The sequence below is a fragment of the Nocardia sp. NBC_00403 genome, from assembly GCF_036046055.1.
Taxonomy (GTDB): Bacteria; Actinomycetota; Actinomycetes; order Mycobacteriales; family Mycobacteriaceae; genus Nocardia.
Genome location: NZ_CP107939.1, coordinates 3803366 through 3819737, shown reverse-complemented (window position 1 = coordinate 3819737; position 16372 = coordinate 3803366). Strand labels below are relative to the sequence as shown.

Genomic DNA, 16372 nt, shown 5'->3' with positions numbered 1-16372 from the left:
AGTGTTTCAGTAGCACCGGCCTCCCCTCAGTGCTGCCCCGGCAAACCTGCGCGACCACAGTCGCGCACAGAATGTTGCCTGGTGAGCTCGCGCCCGCATCCGCCGGACTCGCATCGCAGCACCTCGAAGCGCGGACACCGGAGGGGAAGATGCCGGCGATTGTGCTCACCCGCGCGCGTGATCGTCGAGGATCTTGGTCAGCAGACGGACCAACTCAGCACGCTCTGGGCTCGAAAGAGCGGCGAGGAGTTCATCCTGGGCACCGTCGAGTCGCTGATCCAGCTCCGCAAGATGACGAGCGCCCGCTGCGGTGAGGGTGACTGTATTCCGGCGGCGGTCGGCGGGATCCGGGCTGCGCTCGACGAATCCACGCTCGGCCAGGTCGTTGAGCGCGGCGACGATGTCGCTGCGATCAATGCGGGTCCGTCTGCCCAGATCGGCCTGACTGGCCGGGCCGAATTCCCGCAGGGCGACGAGCAGGGCGTAGTGGTGGCGGCGCGATCCCGTGGTTTCCAAGGCCCGCTCGGCCGCCCGGTCGGCCACGATGGCCACCTGGTTGACCAGCCTGGTCGGGAGGGCGCGCAGCCTGCGCGGTGCACCTTCGTGAGCGATGTCCATCCGGCCAATCTAGCAACACTTGTTGGTTGCACCCACGACCTGATAACGTTGGCGCCACCAACATTGGACATACCAACATATATTTCGAAAGGTTCCACCCATGAACAAGATCCGTATCGCCTTGGCCGTTGCCGCCCTTCCGCTGGCCGTGCTCGCCGCCGCCTGCACGACGAAAGCCACGGCAACCGACGACAAGCCGACACAGCGTGAGCTGCGAGAACTGGTGGACCGCAACCAGATCACCGCCCTGGTCGACCAACTGGGCCGAGCCCTGGACGAGGGCCGCTTCGACGACTTCCGCGGGATCTACACCACCGAGGCCACCGCGAAGACTCCCGGCGGCAAGGCCGAAGGCCGGGACGCGCTGATCGCGCAGGCCAGCCGAAACCACTCCGACGGCAAGCGGATTCAGCACTTCATCAGCAATGTGATGATCGACCTCGAGGGCGAGACCGCAGGCGTCCGAGCCAACCTCATCGCCACCTTCGCCCCCGCACCCACCGATGCGAAGACCCCACCGCAGCCGCAGTACACCCTCGGCGAGATCTACCGTTTCGACGCGGTCCGCACCGGCGAGGGCTGGCGGCTGTCACGGGTGGAGACCACGCCCATCTGGTCTACCGGCACCCGCCCGTAACCATCGAATTCAGTGCGCCGCGGCGAGCACCTTCGCGCAATAGCGGCAGAGCGCGGCGGCGATCGCAAACACCGCCGCGGCTATCCGGAACCCTCGCCGATCTGGAACTCCGTTGCGGCACGCTCGATTTCGGCCGGCGAGTAGCGGCCGCGCTCGTCGAACAGAATGGTCGCCCGGGGCCACAGGTACAGGATCTACAGCGAGTCCACCCAGTTGCGCAGCAGCTGTGCACCCGCGTCACCGGACTTCTCGGGATGGAACTGGGTCGCCGCGAGTGGTCCGTTTTCGACGGCCGCCAGAAACGGCACGCCGTGCTCGGCCCAGGTGAGTTTGGGCGAGGCGAAATGTTCGCTCGGCGGGAGGTCCCAGGTTTGGGCGGCATAGGAGTGGACAAAGTAGAAGCGGGTGTCGGCGTCCATACCCGCAAAGAGGGTGCTGTCGCGCGGCGCGGAGACAGTGTTCCAGCCCATGTGCGGCAGGACCGGGGCCGACAGGCGTTCGACGACACCGGGCCATTCGGCGCAGCCCTCGGTTTCGACGCCGAATTCGACGCCGCGCTCGAACAGGATCTGCATGCCGACGCAGATGCCGAGCACCGGGCGACCGCCGGCGAGGCGCTGGCCGATAATGCGCTCGCCGCGCACCTCTCGCAGCCCCGCCATGCAGGCGGCGTAGGCGCCGACACCGGGGACGACCAGACCGTCCGCGGTGAGCGCGGCCTCCGGGTCCGCGGTGACCTCGACCTGCGCGCCCGCACGCACCAGGGCGCGCTCGGCGGAGTGCAGGTTGCCCGAACCGTAGTCGAGTAGGACAACGGATCTCTTGGTCACAGTGTCCCCTTCGTCGACGGCACACCGCTCACCCGCGGGTCCAGTTCGACGGCGGCGCGCAAAGCCCGTGCCACCGCCTTGAATTCGGCCTCGGTGATGTGATGCTGGTCGCGACCGTAGAGCACCCGCACATGCAGCGCGATGCGGGCGTTGAGGGCAATCGACTCGAAGACGTGCCGGTTGAGCACCGTGGAGTACGGTGCACCCGCAGTGCCGCGGCCCGACACCGGCGAGCCGGGAATCACCGCGTGCAGCAGGTGATCCGGTTCCCCGGTGTGCACGCAGTACGGCCGTCCCGACACATCGACCGCCGCGTGCGCGAGCGTCTCGTCCATCGGAATGAACGCATCACCGAAGCGCCGGATGCCGGATTTGTCGCCCAGCGCTTTACCGAGAGCCTGGCCGAACACGATCGCGGTGTCCTCGACCGTGTGATGCGCCTCGATCTCGATGTCGCCTTCGGCGCGCACGGTCAGGTCGAAGCTGGCATGTGCACCGAGGGCGGTCAGCATGTGGTCGTAAAATGGGACCCCGGTGGAGATCTCGGTCTTGCCGGTTCCGTCCAGATCCAGCTCGACGACAATGCTGGATTCCTTGGTGATCCGCTCCACCCGCGCTGTCCTACTCATGCTCACTTCCATTCGCTTCGGGGGCTGTTCATCGGGGCGTCAGGTCGGTGCCGACCACCATGGCGCTGACGCGCAGCAGTTCGTCGTTCTCCGCGGCCAGACCGATCGTGGTGCGCAGATAGCCGGGGATGCCGACATCGCGGATCAGCACGCCCTCGTCCAAGTAGCGCTGCCAGGTCTTCGCGGCATCGGTGAACCGGCCGAACAGCAGGAAGTTGGCGTCGCTGGGGACCACGTCGAAACCGAGGTCGCGCAGGGCCGCCGCGACTCGGTCACGCTGGGCCGCCAATTCGGCAACGCTGGCGAGGGTTTCGTCGGCATGCCGCAGTGCCGCGCACGCGGCGGCCTGGGTCACCACCGACAGGTGGTAGGGCAGCCGCACCAGCAGCATCGCGTCGATCACCGCGGGCGCGGCGACCAGGTAGCCGAGCCTGCCGCCCGCGAAAGCGAACGCCTTGCTCATCGTCCTGGTCACCACGAGTTTGGTGGGATACCGGTCGATCAGGCCGATCGCGCTGGGCGCGGCAGAGAACTCGCCGTACGCCTCGTCGACCACCACGATGCCGGGCGCCGCATCGAGGATCCGTGCCAGATCGTCCTGCGGAATGCTGTGGCCGGTGGGGTTGTTCGGGCTGGTCACGAACACCACGTTCGGCGAGCGTTCGACGATGGCGGTCAGTGCGTAGTCGATGTCGAGAGCGAAGTCCGCGTTGCGCTTGGCCTCGATCCATTCGGTGTCGATGCCCTCGGCGATGATCGGGTGCATCGAGTACGACGGCACGAAACCCAGTGCGCTGCGGCCCGGCCCGCCGAAGGCCTGCAGCAGCTGCTGCAGGATCTCATTGGAGCCGTTGGCCGCCCAGACGTTGGCCGTGTCCACCGCGACACCGGTCTGGCCGCGGAGATATGCGGCCAGATCCGACCGCAATGCCACCGCATCCCGGTCCGGGTAGCGGTGCAGGTCGGCGGCCGCGGCGCGAATGGATTCGGCGACGTCGTCGATGAGCGCCCGGCTCGGCGGGTGCGGGTTCTCATTGGTGTTCAGCTGCACGGGCACCGTCAACTGCGGTGCGCCGTAAGGCTTCTTGCCGCGCAGGTTCTCGCGCAGCGGCAGGTCCTCCAGGCTCACTCGGGAACCGGGCAGGGTGATGTCCGGTGTCATGCCAGCGCCTCGAATCGCGCCTGCACGGCCTGACCGTGTGCGGGCAGATCCTCGGCATTGGCCAGCGCGACCACATGACCGGCCACATCCTTCAACGCCGTCTCGGTGTATTCGACGACGTGGATGCCGCGCAGGAAGGTCTGCACGCTCAAACCCGAAGAGTGCCTGGCACATCCAGCCGTCGGCAGCACGTGGTTGGAGCCCGCGCAATAGTCGCCGAGACTGACCGGCGCGTACGCGCCGACGAAAATCGCTCCGGCACTGCGCACGCGTGCCGCGACGGCGGCAGCGTCGGCGGTCTGGATCTCGAGGTGTTCTGCCGCATAGGCATTCACCACGCGCAAGCCCTGCTCGATATCGTCGACGAGCACGGTGCCGGACTGCTTGCCCCGCAACGCCTCCGCGACGCGGTGCGCGTGCTTGACCACCGTCATCTGCGTGCTGAGCGCGGCATCGACGGCGTCGGCCAGCTCGGCGCTGTCGGTGACGAGGACGCTGGCCGCCAGCACATCGTGCTCGGCCTGGCTGATCAGATCGGCGGCCACGTGCACCGGATCGGCGGTGGCGTCGGCCAGGATCGCGATCTCGGTCGGGCCCGCCTCGGCATCGATCCCGACCAGGCCGCGGCACAACCGCTTGGCCGCGGTGACGTAGATATTGCCGGGGCCGGTGATCAGGTCGACCGGCTCCAACTGGACGCCGTCGGTGTCGTTGCCGCCGTAGGTCAGCAGCGCGACGGCCTGTGCACCGCCGACGGCCCACACTTCCTCGACACCGAGCAGCTTCGCGGCCGCCAGGATGGTCGGGTGCGGCAGTCCACCGAACTGTTCCTGCGGCGGTGAGGCGACGACAAGGGATTCGACCCCCGCCGCCTGCGCGGGCACCACGTTCATCACGACGCTGGACGGGTAAACGGCATTGCCGCCCGGCACATACAGGCCGACCCGCTCGACCGGCACCCAGCGCTCGGTCACGGTGCCGCCCGGCACGACCTCGGTGGTGGTGTCGGTGCGGCGCTGGTCCGCGTGCACCGTGCGGGTGCGTTCGATGGCGACCTCGAGCGCGGCCCGCACGGCCGGATCGAGGTTTCCGAGCGCGGCGTCGAGCTCGGCGGCGGGCACCCGGACGCCGGGCGGGATCACGCCGTCGAATATCTCGCTGAATTCCAGCGCCGCCGAGACACCGCGGTCACGGATGGCCTCGACCACCGGCCGCACCTGATGCAATACCGAGTCGACGTCGACCCCTCCGCGCGGCAGCGCGGTGCGCAGCTCGGCAGCGGAGGGAGTGCGACCGCGCAGATCAACGCGGGCGAGCTCGATGCGGCTTGTCATCTCGGTGTGCAGTCCTGTCTGTGCTGGTCATGCTTGGAGTTCGGCTACCAGCCTATCGGGCGGTCGCCACCGGTTAACCGCCGCATAGAGACAGATCACGCCACAGCGCGCGCCCCGATCACGTTATCCGGCGATCGCCGAGGTCGCCGCTGTCGATCGGTGGCGGCTTCGACAGACCGGCCGACCGGACGCGGACCTGCCTCGGGCACGTGACGAGATCGATGCGCTCGCACTCGGGAAGACACCACAGCCCCGCACCGGATCGGAGGAACCGGGGCGGGGCCGCTGGGGTCGATCAGGCGGTGACGAGGCGCTTGATGACCATCGGCTCGGCGAGGATTTCGGCGAGCACGTCGCGCACGTGGAAGAAATGCGGTGTGGTGAAGTGCTCGTCGAGGGCATCGGAGCCGGTCCATTCCTCGACGAGAACCATCCTGCCGACATCGTTGGGGTCGGTGTAGGGCTGGTAACCGAGGCAGCCGGGTTCGGCGAGCGACGGCTCGATCATTGCTTCCAGGGCGGTGCGCAGCCGGTCCTCTAGTCCGGCTGCGGCACGGAATTCGGCGACAACGTGCAGGTTCATCAGGATTCTCTTTCGGTGTAGAGCGGGTGGGCGGTGTCCGTCAGGCCTGTGCGGGGCCGGTCCCCGCACCGGTGGTGGTGATCGCGGTGGCGACTTCCTGGAGCTCTGCGGGGGTCAGCGTCAGCTCGCGCGCGCCGATCCAGCCGTCGATCTGGGCGATGTTGCGCGCACCGACGATCGCGCCGGTCACGCCCGGCCATGCCGTCGCCCAGGCGAGGGCCACCTCGGCCACGCCGACGCCGTGCCGTGCCGCGATCGGGCGCAGCGCCGCGACGAGAGCGAGGTTCGCGGTGAGACCGGTGGTGAAGTCCGGGTGCGACGAACGCCAGTCGTCGGCGCCGAGGGCGCGGGCCCGCTCTGCAGTGAACGCGCCGGTGAGCAGCCCCGATTGCAGCGGCGAGTACACGATCACGCCGGTACCGTGCTGCTGTGCCCAGGCGATTTCCGGTGCCGCCGAACGGTTGATCGCCGAGAACGGCGGCTGGATCGCATCGACGTGGGCAATGCTTTCGGCGACCTCGAGCTGCGCCGCGTCGTGATTGGACAGCCCGATCGCGCGCACCTTGCCTTCCTTCTTCAGGTCGGCCATCACCTGCCAGTACTCCGCCAACGGTGTCGCCGGGCCCGCGGCCGCGCCCTCGGCGCCGTAGACGAACACCGCGCCGGTGTCGGGCCAGTGCACCTGATAGAGGTCGATGTGGTCGACGCGCAGCCGGCGCAGCGAGGCCTCCAGCTCCGCACGCACGGTGTCGGGCCGCATGATCCGGCGCGGCGGGCCGGTGCGATCGTCGCCTTCCGACCAGATCAGGCCGGTTTTGGTGAACAGGTAGGGCCGTTCGGCCTCGGGGATGTCCGCGAGCGCGCTGCCGACCAGGTCCTCGGCATGGCCGAGTCCGTACGCGGGTGCGGTGTCGATCCAATTGAGACCTGCGCCGATCGCATGCCGGATCGCGGCGATCGAGTCGGCGTCATCGGTGGCGCCCCACGAGTACTGCCAGCCGGAGCCTGCGATCACCCAGGTGCCGAAGCCGAGCGGAGTGAGGTTCATGCCCGTATCGCCGAAGGGCCGAGTGGTGTTCATGGTGTCTGTCTCCAGTCCGTGCCGGAACCGTTCCGGCGGTGAAAACAACTTTCGGCGAACGCAACGGCGGTAAACAGCGCCGCGCGAGCCTGGGCACACCACGACCACCCTCGTGGGCACCGGCACGGTAATACTGGAATCGTGAGTCTGGATCGACGCGCCGAACTCGGCGAATTCCTGCGTTCCCGGCGGGCGCGCCTGCGTCCTGAGGAGGTCGGGCTGCCCGGCTACGGTAGCCGCCGCCGGGTGCCCGGCCTGCGCCGCGAAGAACTGGCGATGCTGGCCGGCGTGAGTGTCGATCACTATGTGCGCCTGGAACAGGGCCGCACACTGCACTTTTCGGAGTCGGTACTGGACGCGGTGGCCCAGGCGCTGCGGCTGAACCAGGTGGAACGCGAACATCTGTACCGGCTGGCGCGGCCGTGGTCGGGCGAAGAACCACCCGGCGAGCAGCGGGTGCGCCCCGGTCTGCGCAGACTGCTCGACGCCGCGGGCGACGTGCCCGCGTATGTGGTCGGCCGCGGCACCAACGTGCTGGCCTGGAATCCGCTTGCCGCGGCACTCATCACCGACTTCGGCGCGCTACCGCCCCGCGAACGCAACCTGGCCCGACTGATCTTCCTCGACGAGGGTATGCGCGAGCTCTACGAGGATTGGCCCGCCAAGGCCGCCGACGTCGTTGCCTACCTGCGGTTGGACGCGGCCCGCAATCCCGGCGACAAGGGCATCGGCACCCTGCTCGCGGAGCTCGGCGACATCCCTGAGTTCCGCAGACATTGGGACGAGCACGAGCTCCGGGACAAAACCCACGGCCGCTACGTCTATCTGCACCCGGTGGTCGGCAGGCTGGATCTCGGTTTCGAAACGCTACGTCTGCCCGACGACCCGGATCAAGCCCTCGTCATGCACACCACCGAGGCGGAATCGGCCAGCGCGACAGCGTTGCAGCTGTTGGCGACGTGGCGGGAGAGCTCCACGCATTCCCGCCTGCGATGATCCGATCAGCCTGTTGTTTTGGTGTTGCTGTCGATGAGTGGGGCCCCGCTGCCAGAGTTGATCAACCGCAGCGTCACCGACCTGTTCTGGCCCGCATAGGTCACGCTGGCCACATTGACTTCCACCGAACCGTCTGGGTTGGTGCCGGTACCACCATCGGCCGCATCAACAGTGTTGAAGCCCGTGACCCGATTCTGCGTCCAGTAATCCTGGAAAGCCGGCTGACTGCCGTAAACCCGCTGGGCGGCGGGAGTCAACTGTTTCCATGCCGCCGCGAACCTCAGATAGGTGAGGTTGTTGTAGAAGTCCACCACTTGATCGATGGATTGCCGTGAGTCTGCCGGGCCGACGCTCTTCGTCTGCCCCGGCGTGCCGGCAGCGGTCGTGGAACTGGCGCCCGATGACACGGAGGACGACGGCGGGCTTGCCTGCCCCGACGGTGTGCCGCCACCGCCCTGGGACAGTGCGCCGATCAGGAGCGCGACCACCGTGACCAACCCACCCACCGACGCGCCGATCAGCACCGCCTTGCGCTTGCCGCCCGACTTGCGCGGCACCGGTCTCGGCTGCGTTGTCGTGCGCGGATGTGACGCGGTGCGCGGATGCGCGGCAGTGTTGGGCTGCCTGGTGTTTCGTGGCGGCGGCGCCGGACGTGCTTGCCGTTCGGTGGGCGGATACTGCGTCGACGCGTTGACCGACGGGCGCAGCGCGCGGGTGGCCGATTCGGGCTCACCGACCCTTCGCCTGCCGAAAGCCTCACTGGCAGGAATGAATCCGGCGGGCACCGGCGTAGAACCGGAGTCCGCGAGCGCGGCGAGATGGTCGTGCGCGGCCCGCATGGTGGGCCGGTCCTCGGGTTCCGGACTCAGCAGCTGCAGCAGGAAATCGGTGGCCGGGCCCGCGTGCCGCGGCTCGCTCACCTGGCCGTTGGCGGCCGCGTACAGCACCGCGAGCGGGTTGGCGCTGGAACCGTAGGGCGGCTCACCCTCCAGCGCGTGGAAAAGGGTTGCGCCCAAGGCGAATACGTCCGAGGCCGGGGTGGGATCGGCGCCGCGGGCGCATTCCGGGGCGAGATAGGCGGCGGTCCCGCAGATCAAGCCGGTCTCGGTGAGCGTGACGTCACCGGTGGCACGCGAGATGCCGAAATCGGTGATCTTCACCGTGCCGTGGTCGTCGAGCAGGATATTGCCCGGCTTGACATCGCGGTGCACGATGCCCGCCTGATGCGCCGCGATCAGCGCCGAGGCCACCTGCTCGCCCATCCGCGAGACCTGTGGCAGCGCCAGCATGCCCTGCGCGGAGATCACCGCGGCCAGGCTGCGCGAATTCATGTATTCCATCACCAGACACGGGTCGCCATCGTGCTCGGTGATGTCGAACACCACGATGGCGTTCGGATGCTGGAATCGGGCCGCATTGCGCGCCTCGCGGATTGCTCGCTGTCGCATGACGTCGCGGTCCGCCGGAGGCAGGCTGGGCTGGATGTGGATCTGCTTGACCGCTACCGAGCGCTGCAGCCGTTCGTCCATGGCACGCCAGACGACACCTGTGCCGCCGCTACCAATCCGCTCGACCAGGCGGTAGTGTTCCGCGATCAATTGACCGGTATCGATGACGCCTACTCCGAACCTTCTCGAAATCGTGACATACCGCGTATTGACCACCCACGCGTTTCCGGGATGAGTGTAGCGGGCCGCAAACCAGGGCACGCGGCAGCGGGGACATATCCGCCGCCCACACCACGACAATGACTATCGCCGCGCCCGCAGCATACGTCCCGCAGCCTCCACCGCGGGGCCCGAACTACCCGCATCACTGACGAATACGGCGAATGCCAGGTCCCCGTCGATACCGACGAACCAGCCGTGCGCGTGCTTGTCGTCGATGTACTCCGCGGTGCCGGTCTTGCCGATCAGGCCGGGAATGTCACGCAGCGCAGTGGCGGTGCCGCCGGTGATGGTCTCGCGCATCATGGATTTCACCTGGTCATCAACGGTGGTCGGCAGCTTTTCCGCGGTCTTGTCCGCGACGCCGGGCTGCCCTGTCACCAGTACGGGCGCGGGCGCCGAGCCGCGGGCGAGCGCGGCCGCGACCAACGCCATCCCGAACGGCGAGGCTGTCACCTGGCCCTGTCCGATACCGGATTCGACTCGTTGCGCGGGGGTTTCGGCGGGCGGCACCTTACCGGTAACGGTGGTCAGTCCCGGTGTGACGTAGTCGACACCGAGGCCGAGCTGTGCGGCTGCTTTCGTCAACGCGTCGGCTGGCAACTTCACCGCTAAGCCGCCCATGGTGGTATTGCAGGAGCGCGCGAAGGCGGTGTGCAGCGGCACCTGACCGAGGTCGAAGTTGTCGTCGTTCGGAATCCGGCGGCCCTCGATATTCGCGACGCCAGGGCAGGGCAGCACGGAGTCGGGCGTGACCGACCCCGCTTGCAGCGCGGCCGAGACCGTGACGGTCTTGAAGGTCGAGCCCGGCGGGTACAGACCGGTGAGCGCGATCGGGCCCTGCGCGTCGGCGGCGGCGTTCTGGGCGACCGCGAGCACATTGCCGGTGGACGGTTGCAGAGCGACGATCGTGGCGGGCTGCGCGATCGGCGTGAGCGCGTCCTCGGCGGCGTGCTGGAGGTCGATATTCAGGGTGGTCGTGATGTCGGTGGTCGGCTGCGGATCCTGACCGGCGAGGCGCTTGCTGCCGTCGGGAATCTGGACGCGAACCACCCAGCCCGTTGCCGCGTCGACCTGCTGCTGCCAGAGCTCGGCCAGGCCCGACAGCGTCGGCGACGCCAGCGACTTGTCGTTGGCCAGCAGCCGGGTCTGCGGGGCGAGGGTGACGCCGCGGGTAGTCTCGAGCGCGGCCTGGATCGGCGCGATGTCGGTGGCGCGCAGGGTGATTGCGGTGATCGGCTTGCCTTGGGCCGCAGCGAGATCCGACTGCAGTGATTGCGGGGTGAGGCCAGGAGCCAGCGGGCCGACAATGGCGGCGATCGCGTCGGTGTCCGCGCCGGGGCTCACGTTCACCAGCGTCACCACCTGCTGGGTCAGCAGTTCACCGCCGGACGTGTCGAGGATCCGGGCAGGCCGGGGGTACACCGGGTCGTAGGCCAGTGGACCGATGTCGAGGCCGGGCGCGACCGCGGTCGGGTCCCACTTGACCTTCCAGCCGTCGCCGGTGTCATTCGCGGCGCCGGTGGTGGTATAGGTCCACATGTTCTTGCCGTCCGGTCCGAACTTCCAGGTGGCGGCGAGGGTGAAGGAGTTCTTGTCCACCGAGCGGACCTCGAAGGTCACCTCTTTGCCGAGTCCGTCGTAGAGCCCGTTCAGCGCGTCCGCGGCCTTCGCCGGATCGTCGGTCGTGGCCGCGGCGGCGGCGATATCGTCGCGGTTCAGCGCGTCGGCGAATTGTCCAGCGACGGTGTCGGGCTGGTCCGGGCCGGAACTGCAGCCGGTCAACGCCAAGGCGGGCGCGGCGAACAGGGTGAGGACCTTCCGGTGGGTGCGCACCCAGCCGACTGTATCGGGCTACCCCGGCGCGCCGGGGTAGCCACGTGGCATCGAGGCGCCGCCGGCCGCTGGTCAGTCGGCGAGCCAGGGCCCGTCGGCCAACGCCGCCGCGTCGACGTCGGCGAGGTCGATGTCGAAGACCTCCGACAGGATCTTGGGCAGTTCGCCGGGTGTCAGCTCCCGGACCTCGCCCGAGCCGTCCGGACGTTCTACGGTCCAGGTGGTGCCATCCAGGATGTGATGGGCATCCGGGAGGAACCGCTGCACGAACGGCCGCATGGTGAACGGCGAACGTGGCGAGGTCGACACGAAGTGATTGCCCACCGCGAAATCGATGCGGTACTGCGGGTTCGGGGTGAAGGTGTAGCGGGTGATCCAGCCGTCACGGCCGAACTGGTGCAGCACCCACAGGTCGCTGTGCAGCTCGCCGCTGGTGCGCTCCAACCGGAATCGCCACTCGCCGAGGGCGAACTCACCACGACCTTCGGTCAGCTCGTAGGGCTGTAGCGGGCCGGAACCGAATCCGACATCGCAGACCCACACCCGGTCGTCGTCGCTGGTCGTCACGCGCAGCAGCGCGTGGGTGGCGGGCCGTAGGCCGATATCGACGCCCATGGTCACGCGGCCGCTGAGACCGGTGACGCCGAACCCGAGCCGCTCCAGCACGGCCGCGAACAGCCCGACGTTCTCGTAGCAGTAGCCGCCGCGGCGCTGCCGGATCATCTTGTTCTGCAAAGACTCCAGATCCAGCGGAATGTCACGGCCGAGGACGATCTCCAGGTTTTCGAAGGGGATCGTGGTGGTGTGCGTGTAGACCAGCGCCCGCAAGGTCGCGAGGGTCGGACTGCGGTCACCGTCGAATCCGATGCGCGCCAGATACGCTTCCAGGTCCAGTTCGTCGCCGTTCCAGTGGTAGGCGGGATCGTCGGGCTTGCTCATCACACCTCTTCCTCGTGTCAGTCTCATCGAGGCAACCACACGGCTGCCGGAACTGTTCCTCCGCGGTGCCGCAATCACGTGACTCAGGCGGCGCACTTCGCGTTCGGCGGCGCGGCGGGGGCGGTGGCAAGCCCGTGCGCGACGTCCACGATGTAGTCGCGGTCCGGGCCCTCGGTCGGCTCGGCTCCGGTGAGCAGGCGTTCGACCACGCAGCCGCCTTCGAAGAACGCCGGGCCGATGCTGTGGCCACCGGGCACCACGGCGCCGTTGAGGTCGCGGCCGGTGACAATGGTGTACATCGAGGTCGGCTTGCCCGCGGCGAGCAGGCCGGCCCGCATCTCCACGCTGGTGGCGTACGGCAGCACGTCGTCGCCGGTGCCGTGCACCAGGAACGCGCGCTCGATGTCCATCTGGCCTGCCAGCAGGGCGGGCGAGCGTTCGAGGTAGGCCTGAGGACAAGTGGTCGGCGGGCAGCCGCCCGCGTCGCGTTCGATCTGCGCGGGCAGCTTCGGGTCGATTCCCGCCGAGGCCAGCCACATCGTGAAATCGTCTGCCGGACCGTAATTGTCGACCCAGTAGTCGAACAGTCCACGCGGGCCGTTGGCCGCGGCAAGGCCGCTCATGATCCCGCCCTGGCTCCAGCCCCAGAGGACGGTGCGGGCAATCGAGGGATGCTCGTTCCGGTACCACTGGGTTGCCGCAACGATGTCGTGCCGGCCTGCCGAGAGGTTCCATTCGCCGGGCTTCCATACGCTGGTCGCGCTGCGCAGATCCATCGACACGATCGGGGTCGCGGTGCGCTGCGCGATCGAGGTCAGATAGCCCGCGTGGTCGGCGGCCGAACCGCGGTACCCGTGCACGGCGGTGACCAGGCCCCGCGGCGCGAGATCGCCCGGCGCGCACCGGTACGGCTCGTAGACCAGCCCGGTCGCGTCCTCACCGTCCACGGTCAGCGTGATCGGCCGCACCGCAACTCGCACCTGGCATTCCGGCTCCGCCGACACCGGCGCAGCGACCGAAATGGTCGCCGCGAGCACACTCAGCACCGCACAACACACCGCAGCCAGTCCGTATCCGCGCGTCATCCTCGCATGATGCCATGCCGCTATCGGTGTCCGACGGCGCGAACACAGACAAGAATTCCACCCACGACGGCGGCAGTGAGCACGACCATCGCGAAGGCTGCAGTGGCACTGGTCAAATCGATTGCGTCGCTGAGGAACCCCGCCGCGAGCGGCAGCACCGCCGCAGGCACATAGCCGCCGACATTCTGGGCGGCGTTCGCCTCGGCCAGCCGCGCGGCGGGCACGGCGGCACTGATCGCCGTCAGTCCGGCGAATTGCCCCATCCCCTGCCCGAGACCGGCCAGCACGGCGGCCATGCCGAACGACACGATGGACACGGTGGACACCGACACCGTGAGCGCGATCATGCTCGCCGTGGTAGCGACGGCACTGCCGACCATGATGGTGCGAATCGGCAAGCGCCGCACGGCGAACTGGATGCCGGTCGCGCCGAGGAACATGACGAAGGCCAGCCCGCCCGCGACAACCCGGTTGGTGGCCCCGAGCAGGTTCGACAGCAGCGACGGGCCCAGTGACAGCACGAAGGACGTCGCGGTGATCCCGGGCGCGAAGACAGCGATCCCGAGCAATACCGCTGTCCGTCCGCCCGGCGCCACCGCGGGAATCCGGATCCACGCCCCGTGCCCGCCCGCGCCCTTCGACAACCGCAAGCGTGCGACCACGACCGATGCCGAGACCAGCAACGCGAACTCGACGGCGAAAATGGTGACGGTCGGGCCGGGCAAGGTCTCCGAAAACACCCCGGCCAGCAACGGGCCGAACCCGGCGCCGAGAACCATCGCCGCCGACGCCGCCAGTGCGGCAAGACGTTTGCGCTCCGGACCGCCGACATCGGTGACGGCCGCCATCCCGGCGGAGACGGCGGCACCCACCCCGATCCCGGTCAGCAGCCGGGCGAGCGCGAGCATGAATACCGAAGTCGCCGTGGCGAAGAGCACGCACGCGAGCATCGCGAGCGCGAGTGCTGGCAGCAGCACCGGCTTGCGGCCGAGGCGATCGGACACCACACCGGCCACCAGCAGTGCGCCGAGCAGACCGACGATGTAGCAAGCGAAGATCGCGGTCAAGGTGCCCGAGGAGAAGCCGAGTGAGCGCTGCCAGACGACATACAGCGGGGTCGGCGCGTTCGACAGGATGAATACCGCGAACACCGGCCAGGCCGCCAACCAGATCATGGCGCGGTGTGCCCGGTCTTTTCCGGCCGCCTCGTGTGGCCGAGTCACGACTGCCGTCATGCGATCTCCTAGTTCGACTCTTCTCGTACTGGTACGACAATAGTCGAACTTAGCACCAAGTACGATAGAACTCGTACAAGGCGTCCACGAACCGAGGAGACCCGATGCCATCGGCCACCCGCGCACCAGACACCACCGTCGCGCCGCTGCCCGAGCCCGCCCGCGCCGATCTCCGCCTCGAAGACGTGCTTGGAGTCCTCAGCGACCCGCTGCGACTACACATCGTGCAGAAGCTGCTGCTGGAATCGCCCGACACCGATCGCTCCTGCGGCTGGTTCGGCATCGATCGACCGAAATCGACACTCACCCATCACTTTCGCGTGCTGCGCGATGCGGGCGTCACGCGCCAGCAGCAGTACGGGCTCGAACGGCGCAGCCGCGTGCGCATCGAGGACCTCGACGCGCGCTTCCCCGGCCTACTGGACCTCGTGCGCGCCTGGCGACCGGCGGACTGAGCGCAGGCGAGACCCGGCAATCCTCGACAAGGCACGGCAACAGCCCGACGTCATCGCCGGATCGGCCACGGCATGCCCGGCGGTTAAGATTCGCCTATGCGTTCGATTGATGCGGCACAGCGGCGAGCCCGACTCGCGGTACGACACCGGCTGGCCACTGCCGCCCGCACCGATGAGGTCACCGATATCGCACGGTCGCTCGTCGTGCTGCACGCGACCGATCCGGCGACGGTGTTCCTGTCGGTCGGCGCGCGCAGCCACACCGCCACTCCGGCACACGTCGAGCAGGCACTGTACGACGACCGCACCCTGCTACGGCTGCTCGCGATGCGACGCACCATGTTCGTCGCGCCGGTGGAGCTGTTGCCGGTGCTGCAAGCTTCGTGCGCGGACGCGCTGGCCGAGAAGCAGCGCCGCACTTATGGCAAGTTCCTCGAGGTAGCCGGTGTGGTCGACGGCAATGTCCGCGAATGGCTCGCCGATGTCGAAGACGAGACCCACAAGGCGCTACTTGCTCGCGGCGCGGCCACCGGCGCCCAGCTGAGCAAGGACGTGCCCCGCCTGCGCACGCAGGTGGATCCGGCACCTGGGAAGGCATATTCGAAGCCGACCAGCATCACCACCTGGGTGCTCGTGATCCTCGGTGTCGAAGGCCGCATCGTGCGCGGTCGCCCGAACGGCAGCTGGACGAGCAGCCAATACAGCTGGGCGCCGGTGGAATCGTGGCTGCCCGACGGTGTCGCGACGATGCCTGCAGACCACGCCCGCGCCGAACTGGTCCGAAAATGGTTGTCGGCCTTCGGCCCCGCCCCCATTGCAGATATCAAATGGTGGACCGGCTGGTCCCTCGGCGATGTCCGCAAGGCTCTCGCCCTCCTCGATACCGTCGAGGTCGACCTGGACGGCGTCACCGGCATCCTGCTCGCCGACGACCTGGAGTCCGTCCCCGCCCCCGACCCCTGGGTCTCGCTGCTGCCCGCCCTCGACCCCACCCCGATGGGCTGGCAATCCCGCGACTGGTATCTGGGCCCGCACGCACCGGTCCTGTTCGACCGCAATGGCAATATCGGACCCACCATCTGGTGCGACGGCCGCATCGTCGGTGGCTGGGCGCAGCGCAAGGACGGCGAGATCGCCTACCGCCTGCTGGAAGACGTCGGCTCCGACGCCGCGGCCATGATCGACGCCGAAGTCGCCCGCACCACCGGCTGGTTCGGCGAGGTCCGCGCCATCCCCCGCTTCCGCACCCCGCTCGAGCGTGAACTCACGGCTTGAGCGGACGCGC

The 16372-nt window shown here is 68.3% G+C and carries 16 protein-coding genes; 4 read left to right on the top strand and 12 right to left on the bottom strand.

Translation table 11 applies throughout. The features are described 5' to 3' along the window. Positions 1–165 precede the first annotated feature (165 nt). A complete protein-coding gene (locus OHQ90_RS16785) occupies positions 166–618 on the bottom strand; it encodes a MarR family winged helix-turn-helix transcriptional regulator (protein WP_328411568.1) in 453 nt (150 codons plus the stop codon). A 100-nt stretch (positions 619–718) separates the two neighbouring features. Here OHQ90_RS16785 and OHQ90_RS16780 point away from each other — a divergent pair, with 100 nt between their 5' ends. Beyond that, entirely contained in the window at positions 719–1255 is a 537-nt protein-coding gene (locus tag OHQ90_RS16780; RefSeq protein WP_328411566.1) for a nuclear transport factor 2 family protein, read from the top strand. A gap of 194 nt (positions 1256–1449) precedes the next feature. On the opposite strand, the gene hisH is transcribed toward OHQ90_RS16780, so the two are convergent. The 6 genes from hisH to OHQ90_RS16750 form a co-directional block, all read right to left on the bottom strand. Then, positions 1450–2085 (bottom strand): imidazole glycerol phosphate synthase subunit HisH, encoded by a 636-nt coding sequence (gene hisH / locus OHQ90_RS16775; RefSeq protein WP_328411564.1) that lies wholly within the window; start codon positions 2083–2085, stop codon positions 1450–1452. Beyond that, on the bottom strand, positions 2082–2714 hold the full coding sequence (hisB, locus tag OHQ90_RS16770; protein ID WP_328411562.1) for an imidazoleglycerol-phosphate dehydratase HisB: 633 nt from the start codon (positions 2712–2714) through the stop codon (positions 2082–2084). The genes hisH and hisB overlap by 4 nt, the downstream gene beginning before the upstream one ends. A gap of 28 nt (positions 2715–2742) precedes the next feature. Further along, positions 2743–3876: a histidinol-phosphate transaminase gene (locus OHQ90_RS16765; RefSeq protein ID WP_328411560.1), complete on the bottom strand. Its 1134-nt coding sequence runs from the start codon at positions 3874–3876 to the stop codon at positions 2743–2745. Then, a complete protein-coding gene (gene hisD, locus OHQ90_RS16760; RefSeq protein ID WP_328411558.1) occupies positions 3873–5210 on the bottom strand; it encodes a histidinol dehydrogenase in 1338 nt (445 codons plus the stop codon). Before hisD ends, OHQ90_RS16765 begins: the two co-directional genes overlap by 4 nt. A 295-nt stretch (positions 5211–5505) precedes the next feature. Continuing rightward, the gene (locus OHQ90_RS16755; protein WP_328411556.1) at positions 5506–5793 is read right to left on the bottom strand and encodes a putative quinol monooxygenase; all 288 of its coding nucleotides are present in this window, start codon (positions 5791–5793) and stop codon (positions 5506–5508) included. 40 nt (positions 5794–5833) lie between these two features. Then, positions 5834–6874 carry an aldo/keto reductase gene (locus tag OHQ90_RS16750; protein WP_328411554.1) on the bottom strand — a complete coding sequence of 347 codons (1041 nt, stop codon included), beginning with the start codon at positions 6872–6874 and terminating at the stop codon, positions 5834–5836. A gap of 141 nt (positions 6875–7015) precedes the next feature. On the opposite strand from OHQ90_RS16750, the gene OHQ90_RS16745 reads away from it, so the two are divergent. Next, the gene (locus OHQ90_RS16745; protein ID WP_328411552.1) at positions 7016–7870 is read left to right on the top strand and encodes a helix-turn-helix transcriptional regulator; all 855 of its coding nucleotides are present in this window, start codon (positions 7016–7018) and stop codon (positions 7868–7870) included. A gap of 5 nt (positions 7871–7875) precedes the next feature. Here OHQ90_RS16745 and OHQ90_RS16740 read toward each other — a convergent pair whose 3' ends face one another. The 5 genes from OHQ90_RS16740 to OHQ90_RS16720 form a co-directional block, all read right to left on the bottom strand. Beyond that, positions 7876–9468, bottom strand: a complete 1593-nt coding sequence (locus tag OHQ90_RS16740) for a serine/threonine-protein kinase (RefSeq protein ID WP_328411550.1) — start codon at positions 9466–9468, stop codon at positions 7876–7878. Between the two features lie 153 nt (positions 9469–9621). Continuing rightward, positions 9622–11373 carry a penicillin-binding transpeptidase domain-containing protein gene (locus OHQ90_RS16735; RefSeq protein ID WP_442941416.1) on the bottom strand — a complete coding sequence of 584 codons (1752 nt, stop codon included), beginning with the start codon at positions 11371–11373 and terminating at the stop codon, positions 9622–9624. 72 nt (positions 11374–11445) lie between these two features. Next, positions 11446–12312, bottom strand: coding sequence for an arylamine N-acetyltransferase family protein (locus OHQ90_RS16730; RefSeq protein ID WP_328411549.1), 867 nt, complete (start codon positions 12310–12312; stop codon positions 11446–11448). Positions 12313–12395: 83 nt separating this feature from the next. Beyond that, positions 12396–13397 (bottom strand): alpha/beta hydrolase family protein, encoded by a 1002-nt coding sequence (locus OHQ90_RS16725; RefSeq protein ID WP_328411547.1) that lies wholly within the window; start codon positions 13395–13397, stop codon positions 12396–12398. Positions 13398–13417: 20 nt separating this feature from the next. Then, positions 13418–14632 (bottom strand): MFS transporter, encoded by a 1215-nt coding sequence (locus OHQ90_RS16720; protein ID WP_328411545.1) that lies wholly within the window; start codon positions 14630–14632, stop codon positions 13418–13420. Positions 14633–14736: 104 nt separating this feature from the next. Between OHQ90_RS16720 and OHQ90_RS16715 the strand changes: the two genes are divergently transcribed. Continuing rightward, entirely contained in the window at positions 14737–15087 is a 351-nt protein-coding gene (locus tag OHQ90_RS16715; protein WP_328411543.1) for an ArsR/SmtB family transcription factor, read from the top strand. A 96-nt stretch (positions 15088–15183) separates the two neighbouring features. Then, positions 15184–16362: a winged helix DNA-binding domain-containing protein gene (locus OHQ90_RS16710; RefSeq protein ID WP_328411541.1), complete on the top strand. Its 1179-nt coding sequence runs from the start codon at positions 15184–15186 to the stop codon at positions 16360–16362. Positions 16363–16372 lie beyond the last annotated feature (10 nt).

Excerpts from the sequence above, each read along its gene's own strand:
- OHQ90_RS16730 (WP_328411549.1), bottom strand. The coding sequence starts at position 12,312 with ATGAGCAAGCCCGACGATCCCGCCTACCACTGGAACGGCGACGAACTG.
- OHQ90_RS16720 (WP_328411545.1), bottom strand. The coding sequence starts at position 14,632 with ATGACGGCAGTCGTGACTCGGCCACACGAGGCGGCCGGAAAAGACCGG.
- hisB (WP_328411562.1), bottom strand. The coding sequence starts at position 2,714 with ATGAGTAGGACAGCGCGGGTGGAGCGGATCACCAAGGAATCCAGCATT.
- OHQ90_RS16710 (WP_328411541.1), top strand. The coding sequence starts at position 15,184 with ATGCGTTCGATTGATGCGGCACAGCGGCGAGCCCGACTCGCGGTACGA.
- OHQ90_RS16755 (WP_328411556.1), bottom strand. The coding sequence starts at position 5,793 with ATGAACCTGCACGTTGTCGCCGAATTCCGTGCCGCAGCCGGACTAGAG.
- OHQ90_RS16780 (WP_328411566.1), top strand. The coding sequence starts at position 719 with ATGAACAAGATCCGTATCGCCTTGGCCGTTGCCGCCCTTCCGCTGGCC.
- OHQ90_RS16785 (WP_328411568.1), bottom strand. The coding sequence starts at position 618 with ATGGACATCGCTCACGAAGGTGCACCGCGCAGGCTGCGCGCCCTCCCG.
- OHQ90_RS16750 (WP_328411554.1), bottom strand. The coding sequence starts at position 6,874 with ATGAACACCACTCGGCCCTTCGGCGATACGGGCATGAACCTCACTCCG.
- OHQ90_RS16765 (WP_328411560.1), bottom strand. The coding sequence starts at position 3,876 with ATGACACCGGACATCACCCTGCCCGGTTCCCGAGTGAGCCTGGAGGAC.
- OHQ90_RS16715 (WP_328411543.1), top strand. The coding sequence starts at position 14,737 with ATGCCATCGGCCACCCGCGCACCAGACACCACCGTCGCGCCGCTGCCC.
- OHQ90_RS16725 (WP_328411547.1), bottom strand. The coding sequence starts at position 13,397 with ATGACGCGCGGATACGGACTGGCTGCGGTGTGTTGTGCGGTGCTGAGT.
- hisD (WP_328411558.1), bottom strand. The coding sequence starts at position 5,210 with ATGACAAGCCGCATCGAGCTCGCCCGCGTTGATCTGCGCGGTCGCACT.